This window comes from Paraburkholderia sp. SARCC-3016, assembly GCF_031119615.1.
GTDB lineage: Bacteria > Pseudomonadota > Gammaproteobacteria > Burkholderiales > Burkholderiaceae > Paraburkholderia.
This window is the reverse complement of the sequence record NZ_JAVHZD010000016.1, coordinates 113,048-137,818: the sequence shown is the minus strand read 5'-3', so window position 1 is coordinate 137,818 and position 24,771 is coordinate 113,048. Positions and strand designations below refer to the sequence as shown.

The following is a 24,771-nucleotide window of genomic DNA, read 5'->3' as shown; positions in this document are numbered from 1 at the left end:
ACGAGGATTCTCCAGTCGTCGGTCGGGTTAGCGGATAACGTCGCCGGTTACACCGGGCGGCATCAGCGCGGGCAGATAACCGCAGCCGACGTAGTGCCCCATGTGGCCGCCCGCGCGAACCACGAGGCCGCCCTGTTCGACCGTCGCCGGGCCGCGTGCGGCACCGCGTGCCGCCCGAGCGGCGCGCGCGCCCTCCACGTACTGCTGGTAGTAGTCGTTGCCGAAGATCTCAGTGAGATTCGGATAGGCGGGTCCGTTCCAGCATGCGGCGAACACCTGACCGTTCCCGTCCACGTATTCGCGCACGACGGTGCCGGTTGCGAGCGTGGTCGAGCGCACCGTATAGGCGGCGGTACCGGACGCTGCTGCAGAACCCGAGGCAGCCGACGCCGCGCTTGACGCCACGCTTGACGCCGCAGTCGACGCGCCCGGTGTAATCGCATTGCGCATCGTCGCCGTGGCGGACGCGGACGGCGCGCCGGACATGGCCGACGGACCCGACGTCGTCACGCTCGCGCCTTGCGGCGTGGTCATCGGACTGCTGCCCAACGCCGCGTTCGCTAACGGCGCGGCGGCCAGCACGCCGGCCGCGCAGAATGCGGCAGCGGCAAGCGCGAATACGCGATGCCGCAACGGGTTTGATTCGAACATCGGCACTCTCTCCTTGAAAACCGCGCTCGCGATGCGAGCCGCATGCAGTCCGAACCTGTTTGCATGGTCGCCGACGCATGTTGAAGCGCGATGACACACGGCACCGCGTGCCATTCAGATCCGCCTTCCCGACACGCCAGCTGCATCTGGAAAGCTCGTTGGCAACCGCCCGACAGCGCACCGCAAGCCTGATGCCCGTTGGCGGAACGGGAAAGGGCATTTGCGTTACGCGATGGCTAGTATGCCTGCGGACAGATCGAAGGGACAGATTCCGCGGCCGCGTGAGCATTCGCTTTCAGCAGCCGCGCAGCCTTCGGGAATGAGATAAAGCGGGAGTCGGAGAGATCCGCGTCAGAAGCCGAGGCTCGCGAGCAGGTCGTCGACTTGCGACTGATCCTGCATGACGTCGGCCTTGCCTTCGGGGTTGATCTGCGGACCGTTGAGCAGGCCCTCGGGACTGCCCGTCGACGACACTTCCGCGACGAGCGCCGCAGCCGTCGCCGCGAACTGCTCGCGCCGCTCGGGCGCGATGTTCTCGACGAGCACGCCGAGCAGTTGCTGCTCGATCACATAGACGATCTCGGTGATCTTCTTGATCACCTGGCCCGTCAGATCCTGGAAATCCTGCGCGAGCATGATCTCGAGCAATTGCTGGTTGGTCGCCGCTGTCGCATCGGGCAGCTTGCCGAGAAACGCGTGCGTGTCGTCCATCAGCGTGCGCACTTCGTCGCGTTCGAGCGGCGCCGCGTACCACTGCGCCCAACGCGCATCGAGCTTGCCCGCGTCCTGCTGCAGCTGCTCCTGGATCGGCTTCGCGACTTCGATCGCGGTCAGCACTTTTTCCGCGGCCTGCTCGGTCATCGTCGCGACGTATTTCAGGCGGTCGCGTGCGTCCGGGACGGCTTCCGCGGCACGCTCGACATGCTTGTCGATGCCGAGCTCGCGCATCGAATCGCGCAGCGTGCGTGTCAACTGGCCGATCCGGGCGAGAATCCGGTCGGTGGTGTGATCGCTGTCGTCGCGCGCGACCGCGTCCTGCGCGTTGGTCGGCTGGTTCACATTAGCCCCCGGTTTTGCCCATCTTTTCAAGAATCTTGTTCAGCTTCTCGTCGAGGGTCGCCGCGGTGAACGGTTTCACGACATAGCCGCTCGCGCCGGCCTGCGCCGCCGCGATGATGTTTTCCTTTTTCGATTCGGCGGTCACCATCAGCACCGGCAGGTGCGTCAAGGTTGCGTCCGCGCGAATTTCCTTCAGCATCGCGAGGCCGTCGAGGTTCGGCATGTTCCAGTCCGAAATCACGAACTCGTAGCTGCCGCCGCGCAGTCGCGCAAGACCCGCCGCGCCGTCTTCCGCTTCGTCGACATTCGAGTAGCCGAGCTCCTTCAGCAGGTTGCGGACAATCCGGCGCATCGTCGGAAAGTCGTCCACCACCAGAATCTTCATTCCCTTGTCCATCTGATTCCCCTCTATTTCCCAATCCAGCCGGGCGGCGCACCGCCACCCGTTCGTCATTCAGTTCCCGGTCCGCGCTCGGGCCTCATGCAACAAAGCCGCATCGATGTGCCGTATAGAACGGTTATCGGCTGCACCGCGGTTACTCTGTAACCCAAATGGCCCGCTCAAGACCCCGCCGCGGCGTCGCCTTCGCAGGCGCGCCGCGACCGGCATGATTACACACGCTGCACCCGTTCGCCCATCGAGTTGAGTCGCGCCATCACGCGGCGGCTCATGTCGGCAAGCGGCGAGATGTCGTCGGCCGCGCCCATCGCGATCGCTTCGCGCGGCATGCCGAACACGATGCAGCTCGCCTCGTCCTGCGCGAGCGTATAGGCGCCCGCGCGGCGCATGTCGAGCAGACCCGCGGCGCCGTCGCGGCCCATGCCGGTCAGGATCACGCCGATCGCGTTCTTGCCCGCATGCTGCGCGGCCGAGCGGAACAGCACGTCGACCGACGGACGGTGCCGGTTCACCGGCGGCTCGTCGGACAGGTGCGCGATATAGTTCGCGCCGCTGCGTGCGAGCAGCAGGTGCGCATGGCCCGGCGCGATGTACGCGTGGCCCGGCAATACGCGCTCGCCGTGCTCGGCTTCTTTCACCGTGATGCGGCACAGCCCGTTCAGGCGCTGCGCGAAAGATCTGGTGAAGCCCGGCGGCATATGCTGCGCGATCAGCACCGCCGGCGCATCGGGCGGCAGCGGCACGAGCACTTCGCGAATCGCCTCGGTACCGCCCGTCGACGCGCCGACGATAATCAGCTTCTCGGTCGATACGAGCGGGTTATTGAAGAGCGGCGCGTGCGCGGCGGCCGCCGGATGCGCGCCGCCTGCTGCCGGATGCGCGGCCGGCGCCGCCTGCCGCACGCGCGCGCGGGCTGCCGCGCGCACTTTGTCGGCGAGCTTCTCCGAGTATTCGAGCATGCCGTCGCGGATGCCGACGCGCGGCTTCGTCACGAAATCGACGGCGCCCAGTTCGAGCGCGCGCAGTGTGATTTCCGAGCCGCGCTCGGTCAGCGACGACACCATCACGACCGGCATCGGCCGCAGCCGCATCAGCTTCTCGAGGAAATCGAGGCCGTCCATGCGCGGCATTTCGACGTCGAGCGTCAGCACGTCGGGGTTGTGCTGCTTGATCAGCTCGCGCGCGACGAGCGGATCGGGCGCCGTCGCCACCACTTCCATATCCGGCTGGCTATTGATGATCTCGGTCATCAGGCTGCGGATCAGCGCCGAATCATCGACGCACAGTACCTTGATCTTTTGCACAGTTGCTACGCCTCCTCTGCGGTCCGCGCATTTTTGGAATCGTTCTCGCGGCCGCCCGCGTTGAACAGCTCGATACGTGGCTTCGTCGCGCCGCCTGCGGTGCCGGCTGCGGAGCCGCCGGCGCGCGGCGCGCTGCCGCCGGCCTTGCCGGCACTGAACAGCTCGACACGCGCGCGCGCCCTCGCGAGGCGTTCGGCGCGCTGCTCGGCGGTCTGCCGGGCCAGCACGCGTTCGCGCTCCGCCACATCCGGGTCCTGCTGCAATCCGAGTTTTTTCACCATGACCTGACCGGTGCGCGGCAGGAACGCGACCTTGCGCGGATGCGCACCTTGCAGGTCTTCGGCGATGATGCGGATTTTTTCGAGCGCGAGATAGCGGCGCACGAATTCGGAATTGCGGTCGCCGATATTCATCGTCGTCATGCCGGCGAGCACGGCGGCGCCGCCGAACACTTTCGCTTCGAACCGCTCGCGGCGCCCGCCCGCCTTGATCAGCTCGTTGATCAGCACTTCCATCGCGTACGCGCCGTAGCGCATGGCGTCGGAGGCGGCCTGCACGACTTCTGCGCCGTCGTCGGGCAGCATGAAGTGATTCATGCCGCCGATGCCCGCGGTGCGGTCCTGAATGCAGGCGGCGACGCACGAACCGAGCACGGTGACGAGCACCATGTCTTCGTTCGTCGTATAGAACTCGTTCGGCAACAGCTTCACGCCGGGACGCTTGAAGTGGTTGTCGTAATAGAGGTTGTTCGCGATCGGCAATCCGGTGCTCATGCGCTCACCTCGTTCATCCCGCCGTGCGTGCGTCCCGGCGCGGGCGCGGCGCCGCTGTCGCGCGACAGCTCGTAGACGGTCTGGCCTTTGAGCCGGAACGCCTGCGTCACATAGGTGAAGTTCTCCGAGTGGCCGGCGAACAGCAGGCCGCGCGGCTTGACGAGCGGCTCGAAGCGCGCGAGCACCTGCGACTGCGTCGGCTTGTCGAAGTAGATCATTACGTTGCGGCAGAAGATCGCATCGAACGGGTTGCGCAGGCCGTAGTCGCGATCGGTCAGGTTGAGCCGCTCGAACCGGATCATCGCGCGCAGTTCGGGCCGCACCTTGACGAGCCCCGTATGCGCGCCCGTGCCGCGCAGGAAAAAGCGCTTCAGGCGCTCCGGCGACAGATGCCGCACCTGCTCGTACTGATAGACGCCTGCATCGCATTTCGCGAGCACTTGCGTATCGATGTCGGTGGCGAGCACGGTCGCGTGGCGCGCGGCCGATTCGCCGAGCGCTTCGACGAGCGTCATCGCGATCGAATACGGCTCCTCGCCCGTCGAAGCCGCCGAACACCAGACCGACACCGGCTGCTGCCGCTTCTTTACGAACTCCGCGAGAATCGGAAAGTGATGCGCTTCGCGGAAGAACGCGGTCAGGTTGGTGGTCAGCGCGTTGGTGAACGCCTCCCATTCGGCCGGATCGTCGTTTGCTTCGAGCTGGTCGAGATAGTCGCGGAAGCTGTCGAGGCCGAGCGTGCGCAAGCGGCGCGCAAGCCGGCTATACGCCATATCGCGCTTGTGATCGGACAGCGAAATGCCCGCGCGGCGATAGATGAGCTCGCGAATGCGCGTGAAGTCCGCCGACGTGAATTCGAAGTCGCGGCCCGGCTCGCCGGCACGCGGTGCGTCGGCGCGGCCGCCGCGTTGCGTTGCGCGCGTGTCGCTCATTGGATTCCCCGCTTGTGGATTTCCCGCTTACGCGCCGCGTATGTGGCACGGTCGTGCGCCGGCAACGGACGGCCCCGCCCGAACGCACTGACAAAGCGCGCTGTGCCGTGTCGCCCGTTCGCGGGCGCGAAGCCGTGCCACTGCATGTTTGCGTCAATCCTTCTAGAACGTTTCCCAGTCCGCGTCGGCGCCCGCGCTAACCGTCGTCGAAATTGCCGGCGCCGCTGCGCTAGCCGCGGCACGCGCAGCCGGACGCTTCAGTACCGGCTCGCGGCGGGCCGCCGGTGCGGCGCGTTGCGGTGCGGATGATTTCGCGATGTCGTGCTTCGTTGCGTCGTGCTTCGCTGCGTCGTGCTTCACTGCCTCATGCTTCACTGCCTCGTGCTTCACTGCGTCGTGCTTTGGCGCGGCGCTTTGCGCGGCGTCCGCGCCACCGCTTGCGCCGATATAGGCCGGCACCACGGGTTTCGTTGCCGATGCAACCGCTCTGACCCGAGCGGCAGACGCCGCCGACTGCGCACGCACCGGCGCACGCGCGGGCGCCGCCGCAAAGCTCGCGAATTCGGCCGAGCCGTTGCTGGACACGCGCCAACCGCCGACCACGCCGCGCAATTGCCGCGTCTGTTCTTCGAGCGATGCGGCCGCGGCCGCCGCCTGTTCGACGAGCGCCGCGTTCTGCTGCGTCACGTCGTCCATCTGGCTGACCGCGCGATTGACCTGCTCGATGCCGCCCGACTGCTCTTCCGACGCCGCGCTGATCTCGCCCATGATGTCGGTCACGCGCCGCACGGCCTGCAGGATCTCTTCCATCGTCGCGCCGGCGCGGCCGACGAGTTCCGAGCCGCCCTGCACCTTCGCGGCCGAGTCGCCGATCATCTCCTTGATTTCCTTCGCGGCGCTCGCGCTGCGCTGCGCGAGGCTGCGCACTTCGCCCGCCACGACCGCGAAGCCGCGGCCCTGCTCGCCCGCGCGCGCCGCTTCGACAGCGGCGTTCAGCGCGAGAATGTTCGTCTGGAACGCGATGCCTTCGATCACGCCGATGATGTCGACGACCTTGTTCGAGCTGGCCGCGATATCGCGCATCGTGACGACGACTTCGCTGACCACCTCGCCGCCGCGCGTCGCGATTTCGGACGCGTTGACCGCGAGCTGGCTCGCCTGGCGCGCGTTCTCGGCGTTCTGCCGCACGGTGCCGGTCAGCTGTTCCATGCTCGACGCCGTTTCCTGCAGCGAGGCGGCCTGCTGCTCGGTGCGTTGCGACAGATCGGTGTTGCCCATCGCGATTTCGCGCGCGCCCGTATCGATCGACTCGGTGCTCGAATGCACCGACTTCACGAGCGTCACCACGCCATCCTGCATCTTGCGGATCGCCGCGAAGAGCCGCCCCATTTCATTGCGGCTCGTGTTGCGCACGGTCTGCGTGAGGTCGCCGGTCGCAATGCGCTCGAAGCATTCGATCGCTTCGTCGAGCGGCTTCGAGATCATGCGGCTCATCACCACGCGCACGACGATCATCATCAACACCGCCACTACGATGCCCGCGCCGATCAGCGCCTTCATCGTGGCGATATAGCGCGCGGCGTCCGTCTGCTGCTGGTTGGCGCGTTCCTGCAGCGCCTTTACGATCGGCGCGGCCGCGTTGTCGAATGCGACGAACATCGGGCTGATCTTCGTATTCGCGATCTTGCGGTACGTGGTCAGGTCGACGTCGCGCAGCGCGGCGATCTCGGGCTCGACGCCTTCGTGCAGCAGCGAATTGCGGCGCGCCACGGCCTCGTCGATCAGCGCCTGGTCGATGCCGCTCTTTTGCAGCGACGTGAACGTCTGCCACGCTTCGTTCGATTTGTTGAACAGTTCCTGCGCGCGATCGATCGCCGCCTTCGCCTGATCGAGCTCGCCGTCGCCGAGCAGGCCGCTTGCGCGGTCGAGCGAGACACGGCCGCGCAGCAGATAAGTAGACGTGTCGCTCAACACGCGCGTGGCCGTCAGATCGCCGTTCGCGATTTCATCGAGCGCATCGGTGGCGCGCGTCAGCGAAAAAACCCCGAGCGCGCCGACCGCTACCGTCAGCAGCACGAGCACGGCGCCGACCACGGTCAGCGCCGCGCGGATCGACCATCGGTTCATATGTCGTTCTCCCGCTCGCGTGGGCCGTTAGAGGCTGACTGCCTCGATCAGCTCCATCTCGCGGCTCGTCATGAGCTTTTCGATGTCCATCAGGATCAGCATGCGGCCGTCGACGGTGCCGAGGCCCGTCAGGTATTCGGTCGTCAGCGTCGCGCCGAATTCGGGCGCGGGCATGATCTGATCGGCCGTCAGCGTCAGCACGTCCGACACGCCGTCGACCACCATGCCGACCACGCGATGCGCGACGTTGAGGATGATCACGACGGTCTGGTGGTCGTATTCGACGCGGCCCAGGTGGAACTTGATGCGCATGTCGACGATCGGCACGATGATGCCGCGCAGGTTGATCACGCCCTTGATGAAGTCGGGCGCGTTCGCGATGCGCGTGACGCTGTCATAGCCGCGGATTTCCTGCACCTTCAGAATGTCGATGCCGTATTCCTCGGCGCCGAGCGTGAAGACGAGGAACTCCTGGCCGCCGGCGTCGGCTTGCGCTGCATCGCGGCGGCTCACTGCGCCGCCAAGGGCCGGGTTGATCGATTGAATGTCTGCCACGTTAGCCCCCAAAGGGTTGGGTATGAGTTGATTTATCGGTTAATCAGGCGATCAGGCCATCGCGAGCGCGCCGTGCGCGGCGCGCGTCTCGCGATTCAACGCTGCCACGTCGACAATCAGCGCAACGCTGCCGTCGCCGAGAATCGTCGCGGCGGAAATGCCGTGCACCTTCCGGTAGTTCGTTTCGAGGTTCTTCACGACCACCTGCTGCTGGCCGACGAGTTCGTCGATCAGCATCGCGAAACGACGGCCTTCCGTTTCCATGATCGTGACGATGCCCTGGGTCGGATCGGTGCGCGCGCCGTCGACATTGAACACTTCGTGCAATGCGACGAGCGGCAGATATTCGCCGCGCACGCGCACGACGCGCTCGCCGTTCGCGACGGTGTAGATGTCCTCGGCGCGCGGCTGCAGCGACTCCATCACGAAGTTCAGCGGCAGAATGAAGATCTCGTTGCCGACCTTCACCGACATGCCGTCGAGAATCGCCAGCGTGAGCGGCAACACAATGCGCGTGGTGCTGCCCTTGCCTGCGTGCGACGTGATTTCGACGTGGCCGCCCATCGACTGGATGTTCCGCTTCACGACGTCCATGCCGACGCCGCGGCCCGACACGTCGGTCACCTGTTCGGCGGTCGAGAAGCCCGGCAGGAAAATCAGGTTCCACACTTCTTCGTCGGTCATCGATTCGCTGACCGACATGCCCTGCTTCATCGCCTTCGCGAGAATCTTGTCGCGGCGCAGACCGGCGCCGTCGTCGCTGACTTCGATCACGATATTGCCGCCGTGATGCGCGGCCGACAGCACGAGTTGCCCCGTGCCGTCCTTGCCCGCCGCGCGCCGCGCTTCGACGGTTTCGATGCCGTGATCGAGACTGTTGCGCACGAGGTGCGTGAGCGGGTCGATGATGCGCTCGATAAGGCTCTTGTCGAGTTCGGTCGCCTGACCGAAGGTGACGAGTTCCACTTCCTTGCCGAGCTTTGCCGCGAGATCGCGCACGAGACGCGGGAAGCGGCTGAAGACGTAGTCCATCGGCATCATGCGGATCGACATCACCGCTTCCTGCAGATCGCGCGCGTTGCGCTCGAGCTGCGCCATGCCGTTGTAGAGGCGATCGTGCAAGGCCGGATCGAACGTGCTCGTCGTTTCCGCGAGCATCGCCTGGGTGATCACGAGTTCGCCGACGAGGTTGATCAGCTGGTCGACCTTCTCGACGCCGACGCGGATCGAGCTGCCTTCGGCGCTCGCGGCGGCGGCCGGACGCGCCTTGCGGTCGTGCTCGGCGGACTGCTGTTGGGACGCGGCGGCCGGCGCGGCCACCGCTGCCGCTACCGGTGTGCTTGCCGCGGGCGCGCTTGCGGCTGCGGCCGGTGCCGCGACAGCCGTTGCGGCCGGCGCCGCGCTTGCTGCCGGCGCGGCAGCCGGTACCCGTGCAGCCGACGCTGCCGCGGGCTGCTGAGCCGCGGCCGGCGCCGCCGCGGCGGCAGCCGGTTGTGCCGCTGCGGGCGGCACGGCGTCGACGGCTTGCGTGGACGGCGCCGCCGCTGCTTCCGCGTGCGCATCGCCAACCGGCGCGCTGCCGCGGCCCACCGAGATCTGACTCTCGTCGATCACGAAACACAGCACCGCGACGATGTCGTCGGACGGCACATCGGTTTCGAGCCACAGCGTCAGGTCGCCGCCTGTCTTCACCTGTCCGACGATCTGCCCGAGGTTGCCCAGCTCTTCAGCGAGCAGCGCCTCGTCCTTCTCTCCCACGCCCCGTAGCGTAATTTTCAGATGTGGCCCGGCGGCGTCTGCTGCGCCGCTCGTGGCCGGTGCTGCTGTCGTTGTCGATGCTGCCGCGTCGATGCCGTGGCGCGCATTCGCTGCGTCGACCGCCTGATCGACGACGTGCTCGGGCGGCGACCCCGCGGGCGCTTGCGCCGCAGCCGGCGCAATCGTTGGCGCGGCGGGCGCGGCTGCGGGCGCTGCGGCCGGCTGCGCCGGCGCTGCCGCGGCCGACGTGTCGGCGCCGAAGCGGTTCTCCGCATTGAGCCGCTCGAGCTTCGCGCAGATCGCCGCGGCCACGGCCGCGTCGGGTTCCTGGCTCGCGCGATAGTCGGCGAGCTGCCCGGACAGCACGTCCTTCGTTTCGAGGAAAGTGTCGATCATGTCCTTGCGCAGCACGAGTTCGTTGTTGCGCGCGCGGTCGAGCAGCGATTCGAGGATGTGCGTCGTCTCCGTCAGCGCGGTGAAGCCGAACGTCGCGGCGCCGCCCTTGATCGAATGCGCGGCGCGGAAAATCGCAGCGAGATCTTCGGGGTCGGGTTGGCCGACGTTCAGATTGAGCAGCAATTGCTCCATCTGCGCGAGCAGTTCATCCGCTTCGTCGAAGAACGTCTGATAGAACTGTGTGATATCGAGTGTCATGCCTGGTTCACCGCGAATATTTCTGTCTTCTGGGCTCGTACTGCGGGGCTCGTACTGCGGGGCTTGCACTGCCGGGCTCGTACTGCTGGGCTCGTGCCGCCGGGTTGTCAACTTGCTGCGTGGCGGTGCTTCAGGTTCAATCCGGCGCATCGAGCGTCGAAACGAGCTCGGTCAACATGTCCGGATCGAGCGGTTTCTCGATCCAGCCCGTTGCGCCCGCCGCGCGCGCGGCCTCCTTGAACGGTTCGCCGGATTCCGTTGTCAGCAACAGGATCGGCGTCGCCTCGTAGGCGGGGTTCGCGCGCAATTCGGCGATCAGATCGACGCCGGTCTTGCCCGGCATGTGCTGATCGGTCAGCACGAGATCAAACGCCATCGCGAGCGCGTGCTCAAGTCCTTCGTCTCCATCTTTGGCGACCGTCACGTCGTAACCAGCGGTCGTCAGCGTCGCGGAGAGAATCTCCCGCATCGCGGCCGAATCGTCGATCGCGAGAATGTGCCTGATCATGAAAACCTCGCTGCGTCCCCAATATGGGTTTACTTGATCTGTACTGCTGCCGCGGCGGCGGGTGCCGGCTGCGGCGTCGTGATGCCCGGCGCCGGCACGTCCGGCATGACCACGCCCGGGGCCCGCACGGCCGGCGCCGCGCCGGTCGCCGTCGCCTGCCCGATCTTCTGAACGAGCGGCGGTGCGAACGATGCCGAACCGCCCGCATCGTCCGAGAGCGTGGTGGTCGTCGTGTCGTCCTGGTTCATCTGCTCCTCGGACTTCTTGTTGAGCACGATGATGCTGATGCGGCGGTTCTCCGGATCGAGCGGATCGGCCTTGTTCAGGTTCTGCGTCGACGCGAGGCCGATCACGCGCAGCACCTTCGATTCGTCCATGCCGCCCGCGATGAGCTCGCGCCGCGACGCGCTCGCGCGGTCCGCGGACAGTTCCCAGTTGCTGTAGCCTTTCTCGCCGCCCGCATAAGGCACGGCGTCGGTGTGGCCCTGCACGACGATGCGGTTCGGCACGTCGTTGAGCGTCTTGCCGATCTCGCGCAGGATGTCGCGCATATACGGCTCGACTTCGTCTCTCGCGGTTGCGAACATCGGCCGCTTCTGCGAATCGACGATCTCGATGCGCAGGCCCTGCAGTGTCGAGTCGATGCGGATCTGCTGCTTGAACTGGCGCAGCACCGGGTTCGCCTGGATCGCGGCCATCAGCTTGACCTGCAGGTCGTGCAGGCGCACCTGTTCGCGCCGCTCGAGCTGGCCCTGGCTCAGCGCGGCCGCTTCGTCGTCGTTGTGCGCGACCGAATGCGTGCCGTTACGCGTCGTGCCGTCGGTCTGGCGCATCACGCCCTGGCGGTCGGTCGACACGTCGCGGCCGCCGGCGCGAATCACGCTCGAATCGGTCGAGCTGCGGTCGCCGCCCCACAAGGTGATTTTCAGCGGCTGGTTGAAGTAGTCGGCAATGCCCTTCAGCTGGACGGTGGATGCCGAGCTCAGCAGCCACATCAACAGGAAAAACGCCATCATCGCGGTCATGAAGTCCGCGTATGCGAGCTTCCATGCACCGCCGTGGTGCCCCTTCTTGTTGGGCGCCGAGCGTTTGACGACGATCGCGCGATCCTTATCCTTGCTCATTTCGGCTGCTCCGCCTGCCTCCGCCTTACTTCGCTTTCACGCGCCGCACGTGCTCTTCGAGCTCCGCGAACGACGGGCGCTCGGTCGAGAACAGCACCTTGCGACCGAACTCGACCGCGATCGCGGGCGCATAGCCGTTCAGGCTCGCGAGAATCGTGACCTTGATGCACTGGAACATCTTCGTCGACTCGGTCACGCGCTGTTCCGCGACGCTCGCGAGCGGCCCGATCAGGCCGTACGACAGCAAAATACCGAGGAACGTCCCGACCAGCGCCTGCGCGATCATCTGGCCGAGAATCGCGGGCGGCTTGTCGGCGGACGCCATCGTGTGCACCACGCCCATCACCGCGGCGACGATACCGAAGGCCGGCATCGCGTCGCCGATCTTCGCCAGCGCATGGCTCGGCGCCTCGCCTTCCGCGTGATGCGTTTCGATCTCTTCGTCCATCAGGCTTTCGATTTCGAACGCGTTCATGTTGCCGCCCACCATGAGCCGCAGGTAGTCGGTCAGAAATTCGACGATGTGACGGTCGGCGAGGATTTTCGGGTATTGCGTGAAGATCGGGCTCTTCTCCGGGTCGTCGATATCGGCTTCGAGCGTGAGCGTGCCTTCCTTGCGCGCCTTCGCGAGCAGTACGTACAGGAGCGCCATCAGCTCCATGTAGACGTCCTTGTTGTACTTCGAGCCCTTGAACAGCGTCGGGATCACGCGGACGGTCGCCTTGATCGTCTTCATACCGTTGCCGAGGATGAAGGCTCCGACGCCCGCGCCGACGATCATCAGCACTTCGACGGGCTGCAGCAGCGCGCCCAGATGGCCGCCCTCCAGCGCATAACCGCCGAAGACGGACAGCAGCGTCACGAGTGTTCCCAGGAAAATCAGCACCGCGGAGCCCCCAAATTAGGCGACGGAGATCGTCGTTAATTGGGTTTACGGCAGGGAAACGAAAAACCTTTGACGGAAAAGCCGCTTGCCGCCCCCGTGTAAACCTTGGGGCGGCGGCGCTTTGCGGCGAAGGGTCAAACCGCCGCGCGGGCCCGCTCGTCGGCGGCCTTGCGGGTCTTTCCCGCCCGCGAAGGCGGCTGGCACAGCCCGCAGACGAAGCCCGCGCGCGGGTCGTGCGCATGCGCGACGAAATGTCCGCCGCAACGCGTGCACGGCGTCAGCTGCAGCATGCCTGAGTCAAAAAAGCGCACGAGCGTCCAGGCGCGCGTCAGGCTCAGCACGGGCTCTTCGCCGTTCATCTGCACGTGCTCGCGATACAGCCGGTAGCCTTTGACGATCGATTGAATCGTCTCGCAGCCGCCGCGCGCCGACATGAACCGGTAAATGTTGTAGAACAGCGACGAGTGAATATTCGGCTGCCAGGTCATGAACCAGTCGGTCGAGAACGGCAGCATGCCCTTCGGCGGCGATTCGCCCTTCAGTTCCTTATATAGCTTGATGAGCCGGTCGCGCGAGAGGCTCGTTTCGGCCTCGAGCAGTTGCAGACGCGCGCCGAGCTCGATCAGCTCGATCGCCAGCGTGATTTCGCGTACCTCGACCACCACGCTCCTAGTGGCCATGCGCGATGCGCTCCGTGCCGTCGCCGCGGGCCTCAACCGCCGGCGCTGCGGCGGCCCGCCCGATTGCGCGGTAAAAGCCGCGCCGGGCGGCACTGTGCATGCAAGCCCGCAACGCGGCACGCATCAGCCGATCTGCTCCACGGGCTGGCCCGCCATGAGGATGGCCGAGTGCGCCTGGCTCACGGAAGTCGCCTTGCCTTTGTCGGCGAGCGAAGAAAGGATCGCGTGATCGTCGAAGCGGAAGCGGCACAGCAGCTGGTTCGACGCCGACAGCTTGACGGTCTGCGCAAGCGTCAGATTGACGAGCACGTCGGCAAGCTGCTCGGAGATCCCCATGCGGAACATGCCCATCGGTTTGTCCTCGCGCAACAGACGTTGCGCGAGCAACAGATACGACAGGTTCACTTCCTTGATCTCATTGAGCATGTCACTACTAGCGACGGTAGCGCTCATGATTCCCCCGAATTCGAATCCCGATTGAAGCTTGATGGTCTTGACTGGTCTTGTCTGGCCCTGCACGAAATCGTTTGCTCTTTCGCGTCCGCTGGGTTTTTTCAGGGGACACGATCGGCAGTGTGATGACCGTGCAAGCATTGTGTCTCTGGCCGTTTCGCACGAAAAGCGGACATTTGCCCGTCTGGACGACGGAATAGTCCATTAATGCTGTAGGAATTTTTCCTACAAAAGAGAGCTTAGGCTCGAAGAATGCTACGGGATGTTTCGCTGCCGGGCGGTGCCGCCGGCGCCGGGAGATGGGCGAGCAAATTATAGGGTGCTTTCATGCTGCCGCAACAATCGACATGTAAGCGGCGACAGGCGCCTCTTGCCATAGCGGGGCGGCCTCGCCGATCATGTCGGGCGGCCGCAAAGCCCTGCCGCGCAACGGTCCAGGCTCGATCGTGACAATTGCAACGACGCTCGTTTCCCGCTGTAACAACATTAAGCGTTTGAAAAATAGGTCGAATTATCGCGCCGGACATCGATAATAGGCCTTAAGGGATAACCCGATTCGGCTTCAGGCCGCCATCGGGCGAGCGCACCCAGAGCTTCATCCAGGTCCGGCTCATCGCCGCCCGAGCGCGCCGCCCATCCGTCCGACCGGCATTCGCCTTCCGTTGCGCCTCTTGCGCCGTCGTGCGAAGTAGCCCTTTGAACAGGAGTTCATACAATGCGAATCGCACAAATCGCGCCGCTCTACGAAGCCGTTCCTCCGAAGCTCTACGGCGGCACCGAGCGAGTCGTGTCCTATCTCACTGAGGCACTGGTCGACCTGGGCCACGACGTGACGCTCTTCGCGAGCGGCGATTCCGTGACATCCGCGAAGCTCGAGGCCGCATGGCCGCGCGCCTTGCGCCTCGACCCGACGATCCGCGATGCAATGGCGCCGCACATGCTGCTGCTCGAGCGCGTGCGCCGTATGGCGCATGAGTTCGATGTGCTGCACTTTCACCTCGACTACCTGCCGTTCCCGCTGTTTTCGCAGATGGACACGCCGTTCGTGACCACGCTGCACGGCCGGCTCGACCTGCCCGAACTGCAGCCGATGTTCGACACGTTCGGCGACGCGCCGGTCATCTCGATCTCGGATTCGCAGCGCCAGCCGCTGCCGCAGGCGAACTGGCTCAATACGATCTATCACGGCCTGCCGGACCAGTTGCTCACGCCGCGCACCGATCGCAAACCCGAATATCTGGCCTTCCTCGGCCGCATCTGCCCCGAAAAGCGCGTCGACACGGCGATCCGGATCGCCGCACAGTCGGGCCTGCCGCTGAAGATCGCCGCCAAGGTCGACAAGGTCGACATGGACTACTTCAAGACGGAAATCGAGCCGCTGCTGTCGCAAGCGCATGTCGAATTCATCGGCGAGATCAACGAGGCGCAGAAGCCCGAGTTCCTGTCCGGCGCCAAGGCGCTGTTGTTCCCGATCGACTGGAGCGAACCGTTCGGCCTCGTGATGATCGAGTCGATGGCGTGCGGCACACCGGTCATCGCGTTCAACCGGGGGTCGGTGCCCGAGGTGATCGATCACGGCGTGACCGGGTACATCGTCGAAGACGTGCAAGGCGCTGTGGCCGCGCTCCAGCGCATCGACGAGCTGTCGCGCGACGAGATCCGCGCACAGTTCGAAAAGCGCTTCAGCGCGAAGACGATGGCGCAGAACTACGTCGACGGCTACATGACGCTGATCGAAGCACAGCGTCGGCCGATCCTGCGCCGCGTGGCCGCTGCCGCGGGTTAAGACGTCGAACACGCCGCAACGCGTGGCGCCGGCGGCTTATCCCATCGGCGCCACACATTCAGGTTCGGCGGGTCCTGTTTCGGTTCGCTCGGGTAATGCGCGTTTTCCCGATCTTTTGTGCGGTTTTACCGGAACGCAGAGGAATGCAGGCGGTATACGTTTCCAATGAATTAACCGATGTAAAACGTTTGCGCGCGTTCGAATTGCGGTAGAAGTGTGCATAACATGCGAAAGCCGCCTTTGAAAGGCGGCTTTTATTGCCCTTGCCTCGTACCGCGCTACGCCCTTGGTATAGGTTACTCGGCTCACTTGAGCGGACGGTCAGGTTTTGGGGCAAACAGTTTGCCCGAACGTTTAGGATCGCCTTTGAGAACGCATTAGACTGCTTCTACGCGTTCTTGCGAATTCCGAATTGGCTCAAAGTTGAGTCAGATTTCAGTAGATTCGGAACAGCAATGCGTAACCATGTAGGGGATCGGACCATGCACGGTTACGCAATATCCATACACTTCGATTACGACTGGCCGCCGATCAGAAAGCGGTCGCGGCTCTTGCCGGCAATCCATTTCGGCGGTTTGCCGCGCCCGCTCCACGTACTGCCGGATTTGGGATCGCGATACTTCGGCGGCAACGGCGCCTTCTTCGGCGGACGGCCGCGCCGCGCGGCGGCGGCAAAACCCAGGTCCTGCGGCGTCAGGCCATACTCGGCGATCTGACGTTGAATCTCGGCGATCACATTGCCCACTTCAATACGGCGGGCTTCCTCCGCCTGCGCTTGCAGCTTGGCGATCTGGCTCTTCAAATCAGCATATTGCGACATTTCGGCCTCCCTTTTTGTTCAACCCCGTCGGTTCGGAGATTAGCGTCGTTTAATAAAGTCCGCAACGGACCTTAATCATTTTACGCGAAATCTTCTGATAATTTTTACGGAAGAAACTGATAAATGCTCTGCAAATTTTACGAAGAATAAGGGAACACCAAGCGCGGAATTAACAAAAGTTGACATCCTCTTTGGAAATGCGTCTGTTCGAATGCACTCCAAATCCGGATATATCAGCAAATTCGCGCGTTCGGGATGGGCGCGCGTCGCGACTTGCTGTGCGTGATTCGTCTCGCGCGACGCTGCGAAGATTAATCGCGTGGCACAGATGTAAGGCGGGTTTACGGTTGACGCAGCGCGCCGCTTATCGCCCGTGCTAGCAGGGCCCGCAAGCGCCGCCGGTCATGTAGCTTTGCGCGCGCATGCTGCTTACGCACGCGCGCCAGGAGGCAAATCGATGCTTGCACTCCGTAACATCCTGTCTCAGTACACGGCCGGTCGAATGCGTAGATTGAACCTGTGCGACAGAGATGTCGCGTCGAACCAGGAGGGAACCAACATGAAGCGCATCGTCACTCATCTGCTCGTCGCAGCGGGCCTCGCGGCCGGCGTATGCGGCGTCGCGCAGGCGCATGGCAACGTCGGAATCGGTATTTCCCTGGGCACACCGGCACCGGTCTATGCGGCGCCGCAGCCGGTCTACTACTCGCACGGGGACCGTGGCTGGAACCGGTATCGCCATGACTGGAACCGCGGCGACGATCATCGCTGGGAGTACCGCGACCGGGATCACCGCAGTTGGGACCATGGCCGCACGTGGGGCAACTGGCGCGACTAGCGATATAACGAGCACGGACGCCGCGGCGGTTGCGTACGCAACGCGTGACACGCCGATCCCGGAGCGATGCCTGCACAGCCGACATCGCGGTTCACATCGCGGCCAATATCGCGTCTATTAACTCGTCCGATCGCATAACGGACCCACTCGCGGGCGCTCATCACGGCGCCCGCGTTTTTCACGACATGACTTCATCAGGCAGTTCGAACAGCTTGCGCAGATGGTGCGCAACGCCAGCTTCAAAGTTATTGCCGATGCGCGGCACCGCGGGCAGCCTCGCCATCAGATCTGGGTTTGCGTTGTTCATCATGAACGGATGGCCCGCTGTTTCGAGCAGATCGATATCGTTCATGTTGTCGCCGAACGCGACGCAGCGCGCGGCATCGATATCGAGGCGGTTCAGCACGACGCGCAGCGCGCGACCCTTCGACACATTCGGCGCCATCACCTCGAGACAGTCCGGCATCGAATACGTGACGTATAACGACGCGCCGAACTCGCGTTCCAGATTGGCCGACACTGCGGCGAGATCGTCGGGCTCGCCGATATACAGCACCTTCGCGATATCGCGGCCGTCGTGTGCGTTCAGATCGACGACTTCATAGGCGAAGCCCGAATCCTGGTGATAGCGCAGCAGATGCGGCGCATCGCGATCGATAAACCACTGCCGGTCCGCGAACAGATTGGCGATCACGCGCCGATGCGCGCCCGTGATTTCCGGTTGCACGAGCCGCTTGACCAGGGCGGGCATCAGGTTTTGCGCGTGAATCATCGCGCCGTCGGGCGCGTGAATGCGTGCGCCGTTCGACGTGACCAGATACGGACGGATGCCAAGCACATCGCGAATGCCGGCGACGTCGGAGTAATGCCGGCCGGTCGCAATGATGAAATGCAGCCCTTGCGCCTCGAGGCTGCGCAAGGTCGAGACCGTGAACGGATCGACCTGATGGTTGGCGTTGAGCAGAGTGCCGTCGAGATCGGTGGCGATGACGCTATACATGAGGGTGGCGGGCGAACTTTCGGAGTTCGTATTTTATCGTCGCCCGCCCTCCGGTCACGCTCGCGCGGAGAATACTTTTGGCGCTTCGCGCTGTGCGAGCTGCAGCGCGCCGTGCGCCGAGTCCGAGAGCGGCGCGCGCAGGCGCGCCTGCAAGCGGGCCGGCACGAACTCGCGCAGCGGCACGGACAACCCGCCGCACAGCGCAACGGGCAACGCGTGATCGGGATCGAGCGCATCCGCCAACTGTTCGATCTGCTGACCGGCTTCGGCGAGCAGGCGCGCCGCGACCGGATGTTCGCGATGCGCGAGCACGACCGGCGCAAGACTCGCGTAGGCCGTGGTATTCGCGGCGCAGAGCCAGACGACGAGGCTGTCGCGGTCCTGCGCGCCGACCTTCTCGAGCAGTGCGCGCGCGAGGTCGTCGAGCGGCGCACGGCCATCGAGCGCACGCTGCGCATGCACGATGATGCGCAGCCCGAACCAGGCGCCTCCCGCTTCGTCCGCAGTCGGGTATCCGTAGCCGCCCGCAATCCGGCAGACGCCCGATTCGTCGAGCGCGGCGGCAATGCTGCCGGTGCCGAGCGCAACGACGACACCGGGCGCGCCACCGTGCGCGCCGAGCAACGTGGTATATGCATCGCTTTCGACGGCGAGGCCGGCCACCGCCGGCGCACGCTCGCGGAACGCGGCGAGCCAGTCGCGATTGTTCACGCCGGCGAGTCCGCAACCGACCACGCAACGCGACCAGTCGAGCGTGAGCCCGGCGCGCGCAAACGCATCGGCGCTCGCCGCTCCGATCGACTGCCATGCGCGCTCGACGCCGAGCGCAAGGCCCGACGGGCCGCTCGTCGCGATCGCGAGTTCGCGCCCTTGCGCATCGCCGAGCACGACGCGCGTCCCCGTGCCGCCGCCGTCGACGCCAATCAGATAGAAGTGCGTATCCATCGGATAAAGTTCATTGAGAGTGTGCGGCGGCCTCGACCGGATGCCGCCATTGCGCAACAGCGCCGCCATGCCGCCGGCACTCGATCGTCCGGCGATCGACCGACGGCCGGCTTGCGAACCGTTGTCGATCGGCTATGCTTGCAAAGCTTTTCTTCACCCGTTTCACATTCACCACGCCGGAGCCGCAACATGACACAGCGCGAGACGCCACGCTGCACCTGGGCAACCAGCGAAGCACTCGCACACTATCACGACAACGAGTGGGGTGTCCCGTCCCGCGACGATCGTCATCTGTTCGAGATGCTTGTGCTCGAGGGCGCGCAGGCCGGCTTGTCGTGGTCCACCATTCTGAACAAGCGCGAGGGTTACCGACGCGCGTTCAGGAACTTCGATATCGATGTGGTCGCGCGCTTCACGCCGAAGCAGATCGATGCGCTGATGCTCGACGCGTCGATCGTCCGTCATCGCGGCAAGCTGGAGTCGGCCGTGGCCAATGCGCGCGCGGTCCAGCAGATTCGCGACGAACACGGGTCGCTCGCGAACTTCGTCTGGTCGTTCGTCGACGAAACGCCGATACAGAATGCGTGGAAGTCCTACCAGCACGCGCCCGCCTCCACCGAAATTTCCGACGCGCTCAGCAAAGGCCTCAAGGCGTACGGCTGCAAATTCGTCGGCACGACGATCTGTTACGCGTTCATGCAGGCGGTCGGCATGGTCAACGACCATCAGGCCGAGTGCGGATTTCATGCGAAGTGCGCGGCGCTCGGCAAGAAGCGCCGCGCACGGAAGGCGGCAAAAGAGACGAGCAAAGAAAAAGCGGAGTGAACCTGAGGGTTCACTCCGCTTCTGAATCTGAGACCCGTGCTGCCCCGCCAGCTTGATGACCTGGCGTTACCGGTGGGGTCGAGCCGCCACTTTTTAGTGGAGCTTCTTCGGCAGCATCTGGCTGCGCAGGCGCTTGTGCAGGCGCTTGACCGCAGCTGCCTTCTTGCGCTTACGCACGGCCGTCGGCTTTTCGTACGACTGACGCTCGCGCAGCTCGGCGATCAGGCCGTTCTTTTCGATCGCGCGGCGAAAGCGGCGGATCGCCACTTCAAACGGCTCGTTTTCCTTCAAAAAAATGGTCGTCATGGAGTTCCTAACTCGATCATTGATACGGTTTCAACTGCGTGAGCAACTGCGCGAGGCAAAGCGGCTTACGCGCCGGCGCTCCGGTGGGATGCCCCGCCGGACTCACAGCCACACGGGCCGGAACGGGGCAAACAGCTTGCGAAGCGGCCCGGAGGCCGGAAAAGAGGTCGTAAGTTCACCGCGGTGCGAAGCCGCCCAGGAAGTCACCAAAGGCGGCGCAGGTAGCAAACTCACCGTCGCCCGGAGGACGATCTCAATCCAATCCGCGATCATAACAGGATTCGAGGCTGTGGGCGAGCCATTTTTCCGTTCGCTCAAGGACTTGCGGAACATCCATGCGCTTCAGGCCGCTTACTGCACCGAGGATCGCGGCAGACGCGCAGACACGCCGGCGCACAGCCGCTTTTTTGACGCCCGCACATCGCGCTGCTAACAAATTCTTACAAGTCCGGCGCCCGATTCCAAGCAACTGAATCGCAAAGATTTTCTGCCCTGCGCGCAACAACGGCCCGGAAAGCCTTGATTGGCGCGGTTCTCCAATAAATGCGCGCAATTCTGTTTGCTCCCTCAAGTTTTTTTTCTCAACGCCGTCAACCTTCACTGAGGCGGCCAGCAATGAACGAGTGCTTCCGCCGATCTCAACGTTGCCATGTTTCAAGACTAACGCCTCTACGGAGAACCACATGTCTCTTTCTATCAACAGTAATATTCCGTCGCTGGTCGCTCAGGAGAACCTGAACGGTTCCGGCAGCGCCCTGTCGCAAGCCATCACCCGCCTGTCGTCGGGCAAGCGCATCAACAGCGCGGCGGACGACGCAGCCGGCCTCGCCATTTCCACCTCGCTGCAAACGCAGATCAACGGCCTGAACCAGGGCGTGTCGAACGCGAACAACGGCGTGTCGCTGGTGCAAACGGCCAGCACGGGCCTCGCGCAGATCACGGCAAGCCTGCAGCGCATCCGCTCGCTGGCTGGCGAAGCAGCAGGCGGCACGCTGACGACGGCCAACCAGCAAGCACTGCAGCAGGAAGTCACGCAGCAGATCGCTGAAGTGAACCGTATCGCTTCGCAAACGCAATTCAACGGCATTGGCCTGCTGGACGGCGGCGCTGGCGTGATCCAGGTGCAGGTTGGCGCGAACGTCGGTCAGACGGTTTCGCTCGACCTGAGCCAGGGCGTTTCGGCAGCATCGCTCGGCGGGGGCTTCGTGCAGAAGGGCAACGTGCTCGGCACGATCACCAACCTGAACCTGAACGCGAACGGCGCGGAAACGTCGGGCGCAGGCACGATCACGTCGATCAACATCGTTTCGGACGGCAACGGCGGCTTCTCGTTCACCGACCAGAACGGCAACGCAATCTCGTCGACGGCATCGGCAGCCCTGTTCTCGACGACGACGACCAACGGCGTCTCGTCGATTTCGCTCGGCAGCGCCAGCGCGCTCCAGCCGGCAAACGAAATCACGTCGATCGCGACTGCGTTCAACGCCAACGGCTCCACGGCAACCGACGGCACGGTGTTCGGCGTGATCTCGGGTATCAACGTCGACTCCTCGACGGGTAAGGACGCACCGGCGGGCGACACGAACACGATCACGTCGGTGACGGTCGAGTCGGACGGCAAGGGCGGTCTGAAGTTCGTCGACCAGCACGGCAAGGCGCTCTCGTCGAGCGCGCAGGCAGGCCTGTTCTCCACGACCGGCGGTGTCTCGTTCGCCACGGTGCCGACCAGCACGATCGGTTCGTCCGCAGCCGGCGCGCAGCCGACCGGCTCGGCGCTCGCGAACATCAACACGCTGAACGTGCCGACGTCGGTGTCGCAGATCGACATCAGCTCGACGGAAGGTGCGAACAACGCGCTGAACTCGATCGACAACGCGCTCGCCGCCATCGCCAACATCCAGGCATCGCTCGGTGCTGCGCAAAACCGCTTCAGCGCGATTTCGCAATCGCAGCAGAACGAGTCGACCGACCTCGCAAGCGCGCAGTCGCAAATCACGGACGCCGACTTCGCGCAGGAAACGGCGAACCTGAGCAAGGCGCAGGTGCTGCAACAAGCCGGCATCTCGGTGCTCGCGCAAGCAAACTCGCAGCCGCAGCAAGTGCTGAAGCTTCTGCAATAAGATTCGCCGACGGCGAATCGAAGGGCAGTAGAAAGTAGTCTGTAGCGAGCAGCAGCTGTACGCACGCGGGTGAGCCGGCAGTTCATGCAGCACGGCTCATCCGCGGGCGCGTCTCGAGGGGCTAAGCCCCGCCTCGAACACTCGCGAGACACAAGCCGACTCAAACGTCGCGCAATCGGATCGTCAGGCTATTGCAGCGCTGACGAAGCAAAGAACAACCGAACAAAGCAGTACGGCGACGCGGGTCTGCGTCGCGAACCCGGATCGTTGCACATCAGCTGGCCCGACGGGGCCGTATGGAGCCTCTCAGATGAGTTCACCCATTGCCTCCCAGGCAGCCGCAGCCGCCGCGGCAGCAGCAGCCGCCGTCAAGCAGGCCGCCGATTCGTTGATCTCCGGCTCGACCGGCAGTTCGCTCGACGTCAATTCGCTCGTGTCGGCGCTGGTGAAGGCGAAAACCGCGGGTCCTGCTGCCGCGATCTCGGCGCAGGCCCAGAGCGACAAGACCGAAATCACCGGACTCGCCACGCTGTCGGCTGCCATGTCGGGTCTGCAGTCGGCCATGGCGCCGTTTCTGAACGGCAATGCGCTTGCATCGTTCAGCGCGACCTTGAGCGGCGACGGGGTGACGGCGAAAGCCGGCGATGGTGCATTGGCGGGCAACTATTCGCTCGACGTCAAGCAGGTCGCACAGGCACAGTCGATCACTTCCGGGACCTTCTCGAACGCCGACGCGGCTGCGCTGGGTTCGGGCACGCTCACCATCTCGCTAGGCGACGCCTCGAGCTCGAAGTCGTTCCAGATCAACGTCGATTCGTCGAACGACAGCCTGCAGCAGATCGCGGACGCGATCAACTCGGCATCCGACAACCCCGGCGTCAAGGCCACCGTCATCACGGGCGCGAACGGCCAGTCGATCACGCTGCAGTCGACCACCACCGGTGCATCCAAAACGATCAGCGTCAGTTCGAGCGCCACCAGCGGCCCGCTGTCGCAACTGGCGGTGACGTCGTCGCCCAGCACCGATCCGAATGCGCCGGCCGGCTCGTCGGCGATCAGCTCGACCGGCAATTTCTGGACGCAGAACACGGCGGCTCAGGACGCGCAACTGACCATCAACAACCAGCTTGTCACGAGCTCGACGAACACGATTACCGGCGCGCTGCCCGGCGTGACGCTGACGCTCGATCCGAACAACACGAAAACGGTCGGCGCGCAGACGCTCACGATCGCGTCCGACGACAGCTCGGTCGAAGGCGACGTGTCCGCGTTCGTCTCGGCCTACAACGCCGTGATCGACCAGCTGAACACGCTTGCCGCGCCGGGCACCGCAGGCGTGCAGGGCAGCGGCGGCCAGCTTCTCGGCGACGAAATGATCAACCAGATCGGCGCGGCGCTCGGCAGCATCGTGGGCGGCAAGGTATCGAGCGGCGGCTTGCAGGGCACGCTTGCGGCGCTCGGCATTTCGTTCCAGCAGGACACGGGCGGCCTGCCGTTCGCGGAACTGCAGATCAACGCCGATCCGAACCTGCCGACGCTCGATGACGTGATCGCGACCAATCCGGGGCTCGTCAGCACGCTGTTCAACGATACGAACGGTATCGCGACGCAGTTGAATTCGCTGATGGACACATACACGAGCAGTAGCGGTATTATCTCGTCGCGCACGGACGCGCTCACCGCCGATATCTCTGCGCTCTCGAAACAGCAGGACGATCTGGACGATTTTTCCGCGCAGTTGACGTCGCAATTCAACGACCAGTTCACCGCGCTGAACACGCTGCTGGCCCAGGCACAGCAGAATCAGACCTACCTGACCGCGTTGTTCGGCGGCAGCAACAGCAACGGCGCGCTGGCGCAGAACAGCAAGTAAGTCGCAAACAGGCGGCGGTTCACCAACAAGGAGTACGCAAGGCCATGGACCAGAATCAATTGCTCGAGCGAGTCGTCGGGCTGACGCAGATGATCGAGGAAGCTGCGGCGATTTCCGACTGGCCGCGCGTCGCTCGTCTGATGGAGCGGCGCACGCCGCTGCTCGAATCGCTGACGTTGCCGACGTCGCCGGCCGCGCTGCAGGCGCTGCGCCGCGTGCAGGCATCGATCGAAGGGCTGCGTTCCCGCGCGATCACGTCGCGCGCGGAGCTCGAAACGGAATACAGTACCGCCGTGCGCGGCGTGCAGGCTGCCAACGCCTATACGCGCGTCGGCATGCTTTGATGCAACGGCATACGCATAGCCGCCAGGCATCCGCCGAATATCGATAAGAA

General features: G+C 64.4%; 25 protein-coding genes and 1 pseudogene. 7 read left to right on the top strand and 19 right to left on the bottom strand.

What is annotated here, in order from left to right; translation table 11 throughout:
- Positions 1–27: 27 nt before the first annotated feature.
- The 6 genes from QYH69_RS17695 to QYH69_RS17670 form a co-directional block, all read right to left on the bottom strand.
- Positions 28–651 carry a DUF2844 domain-containing protein gene (locus QYH69_RS17695; RefSeq protein WP_308833140.1) on the bottom strand — a complete coding sequence of 208 codons (624 nt, stop codon included), beginning with the start codon at positions 649–651 and terminating at the stop codon, positions 28–30.
- A gap of 351 nt (positions 652–1,002) precedes the next feature.
- A complete protein-coding gene (gene cheZ, locus QYH69_RS17690) occupies positions 1,003–1,710 on the bottom strand; it encodes a protein phosphatase CheZ (RefSeq protein WP_075155288.1) in 708 nt (235 codons plus the stop codon).
- A 1-nt stretch (position 1,711) separates the two neighbouring features.
- Entirely contained in the window at positions 1,712–2,107 is a 396-nt protein-coding gene (gene cheY / locus QYH69_RS17685; RefSeq protein ID WP_308833139.1) for a chemotaxis response regulator CheY, read from the bottom strand.
- A 215-nt stretch (positions 2,108–2,322) separates the two neighbouring features.
- A complete protein-coding gene (locus QYH69_RS17680) occupies positions 2,323–3,414 on the bottom strand; it encodes a chemotaxis response regulator protein-glutamate methylesterase (RefSeq protein WP_308833138.1) in 1,092 nt (363 codons plus the stop codon).
- A 5-nt stretch (positions 3,415–3,419) separates the two neighbouring features.
- Entirely contained in the window at positions 3,420–4,187 is a 768-nt protein-coding gene (cheD, locus tag QYH69_RS17675) for a chemoreceptor glutamine deamidase CheD (protein ID WP_308833137.1), read from the bottom strand.
- Positions 4,184–5,119 (bottom strand): CheR family methyltransferase, encoded by a 936-nt coding sequence (locus tag QYH69_RS17670; protein ID WP_308833136.1) that lies wholly within the window; start codon positions 5,117–5,119, stop codon positions 4,184–4,186. Before QYH69_RS17670 ends, cheD begins: the two co-directional genes overlap by 4 nt.
- A 305-nt stretch (positions 5,120–5,424) precedes the next feature.
- On the opposite strand from QYH69_RS17670, the gene QYH69_RS36120 reads away from it, so the two are divergent.
- Positions 5,425–5,610, top strand: coding sequence for a pentapeptide repeat-containing protein (locus QYH69_RS36120; RefSeq protein WP_374992442.1), 186 nt, complete (start codon positions 5,425–5,427; stop codon positions 5,608–5,610).
- A 202-nt stretch (positions 5,611–5,812) separates the two neighbouring features.
- Here the strand turns inward: QYH69_RS36120 and QYH69_RS17665 are convergent.
- The 8 genes and pseudogenes from QYH69_RS17665 to flhD form a co-directional block, all read right to left on the bottom strand.
- Positions 5,813–7,246, bottom strand: a pseudogene (locus QYH69_RS17665) (methyl-accepting chemotaxis protein); the annotation flags it as partial.
- 27 nt (positions 7,247–7,273) lie between these two features.
- Entirely contained in the window at positions 7,274–7,801 is a 528-nt protein-coding gene (gene cheW / locus QYH69_RS17660; RefSeq protein WP_075155294.1) for a chemotaxis protein CheW, read from the bottom strand.
- 51 nt (positions 7,802–7,852) lie between these two features.
- Positions 7,853–10,213, bottom strand: coding sequence for a chemotaxis protein CheA (gene cheA / locus QYH69_RS17655; RefSeq protein ID WP_308833134.1), 2,361 nt, complete (start codon positions 10,211–10,213; stop codon positions 7,853–7,855).
- Between the two features lie 136 nt (positions 10,214–10,349).
- Positions 10,350–10,721, bottom strand: a complete 372-nt coding sequence (locus QYH69_RS17650) for a response regulator (protein WP_308833133.1) — start codon at positions 10,719–10,721, stop codon at positions 10,350–10,352.
- A 29-nt stretch (positions 10,722–10,750) separates the two neighbouring features.
- A complete protein-coding gene (motB, locus tag QYH69_RS17645) occupies positions 10,751–11,845 on the bottom strand; it encodes a flagellar motor protein MotB (protein WP_308833132.1) in 1,095 nt (364 codons plus the stop codon).
- A gap of 25 nt (positions 11,846–11,870) precedes the next feature.
- Entirely contained in the window at positions 11,871–12,731 is an 861-nt protein-coding gene (gene motA, locus QYH69_RS17640) for a flagellar motor stator protein MotA (protein ID WP_308833131.1), read from the bottom strand.
- Positions 12,732–12,865: 134 nt separating this feature from the next.
- Entirely contained in the window at positions 12,866–13,411 is a 546-nt protein-coding gene (gene flhC / locus QYH69_RS17635; RefSeq protein ID WP_075155299.1) for a flagellar transcriptional regulator FlhC, read from the bottom strand.
- A gap of 123 nt (positions 13,412–13,534) precedes the next feature.
- The gene (gene flhD, locus QYH69_RS17630) at positions 13,535–13,864 is read right to left on the bottom strand and encodes a flagellar transcriptional regulator FlhD (protein ID WP_308833130.1); all 330 of its coding nucleotides are present in this window, start codon (positions 13,862–13,864) and stop codon (positions 13,535–13,537) included.
- A 715-nt stretch (positions 13,865–14,579) separates the two neighbouring features.
- On the opposite strand from flhD, the gene QYH69_RS17625 reads away from it, so the two are divergent.
- Positions 14,580–15,650, top strand: a complete 1,071-nt coding sequence (locus tag QYH69_RS17625) for a glycosyltransferase family 4 protein (RefSeq protein ID WP_308833129.1) — start codon at positions 14,580–14,582, stop codon at positions 15,648–15,650.
- 514 nt (positions 15,651–16,164) lie between these two features.
- On the opposite strand, the gene QYH69_RS17620 is transcribed toward QYH69_RS17625, so the two are convergent.
- Positions 16,165–16,470, bottom strand: a complete 306-nt coding sequence (locus tag QYH69_RS17620) for an H-NS histone family protein (protein WP_075155302.1) — start codon at positions 16,468–16,470, stop codon at positions 16,165–16,167.
- Positions 16,471–17,029: 559 nt separating this feature from the next.
- On the opposite strand from QYH69_RS17620, the gene QYH69_RS17615 reads away from it, so the two are divergent.
- Complete coding sequence (locus tag QYH69_RS17615; RefSeq protein ID WP_308833128.1) at positions 17,030–17,308, top strand: PXPV repeat protein; 279 nt, start codon at positions 17,030–17,032, stop codon at positions 17,306–17,308.
- A gap of 178 nt (positions 17,309–17,486) precedes the next feature.
- Here the strand turns inward: QYH69_RS17615 and QYH69_RS17610 are convergent, their stop codons facing one another.
- Together QYH69_RS17610 and QYH69_RS17605 are read right to left on the bottom strand one after the other, a co-directional pair.
- Entirely contained in the window at positions 17,487–18,308 is an 822-nt protein-coding gene (locus QYH69_RS17610) for a Cof-type HAD-IIB family hydrolase (protein ID WP_308833127.1), read from the bottom strand.
- A gap of 54 nt (positions 18,309–18,362) precedes the next feature.
- On the bottom strand, positions 18,363–19,253 hold the full coding sequence (locus QYH69_RS17605; RefSeq protein ID WP_308833126.1) for a BadF/BadG/BcrA/BcrD ATPase family protein: 891 nt from the start codon (positions 19,251–19,253) through the stop codon (positions 18,363–18,365).
- 189 nt (positions 19,254–19,442) lie between these two features.
- Between QYH69_RS17605 and QYH69_RS17600 the strand changes: the two genes are divergently transcribed.
- On the top strand, positions 19,443–20,078 hold the full coding sequence (locus QYH69_RS17600; RefSeq protein WP_308833125.1) for a DNA-3-methyladenine glycosylase I: 636 nt from the start codon (positions 19,443–19,445) through the stop codon (positions 20,076–20,078).
- A gap of 93 nt (positions 20,079–20,171) precedes the next feature.
- On the opposite strand, the gene rpsU is transcribed toward QYH69_RS17600, so the two are convergent.
- The gene (gene rpsU / locus QYH69_RS17595) at positions 20,172–20,384 is read right to left on the bottom strand and encodes a 30S ribosomal protein S21 (protein ID WP_075155305.1); all 213 of its coding nucleotides are present in this window, start codon (positions 20,382–20,384) and stop codon (positions 20,172–20,174) included.
- 253 nt (positions 20,385–20,637) lie between these two features.
- Complete coding sequence (locus QYH69_RS17590; protein WP_308833124.1) at positions 20,638–21,042, bottom strand: hypothetical protein; 405 nt, start codon at positions 21,040–21,042, stop codon at positions 20,638–20,640.
- 25 nt (positions 21,043–21,067) lie between these two features.
- Here QYH69_RS17590 and QYH69_RS17585 point away from each other — a divergent pair, with 25 nt between their 5' ends.
- The 3 genes from QYH69_RS17585 to QYH69_RS17575 all read left to right on the top strand — a co-directional run bounded on the left by QYH69_RS17585 (position 21,068) and on the right by QYH69_RS17575 (position 24,721).
- On the top strand, positions 21,068–22,504 hold the full coding sequence (locus QYH69_RS17585) for a flagellin (RefSeq protein WP_308833123.1): 1,437 nt from the start codon (positions 21,068–21,070) through the stop codon (positions 22,502–22,504).
- A 310-nt stretch (positions 22,505–22,814) separates the two neighbouring features.
- Positions 22,815–24,377: a flagellar filament capping protein FliD gene (gene fliD, locus QYH69_RS17580; RefSeq protein WP_308833122.1), complete on the top strand. Its 1,563-nt coding sequence runs from the start codon at positions 22,815–22,817 to the stop codon at positions 24,375–24,377.
- Between the two features lie 44 nt (positions 24,378–24,421).
- The gene (locus QYH69_RS17575; RefSeq protein ID WP_075155308.1) at positions 24,422–24,721 is read left to right on the top strand and encodes a flagellar protein FliT; all 300 of its coding nucleotides are present in this window, start codon (positions 24,422–24,424) and stop codon (positions 24,719–24,721) included.
- Positions 24,722–24,771 lie beyond the last annotated feature (50 nt).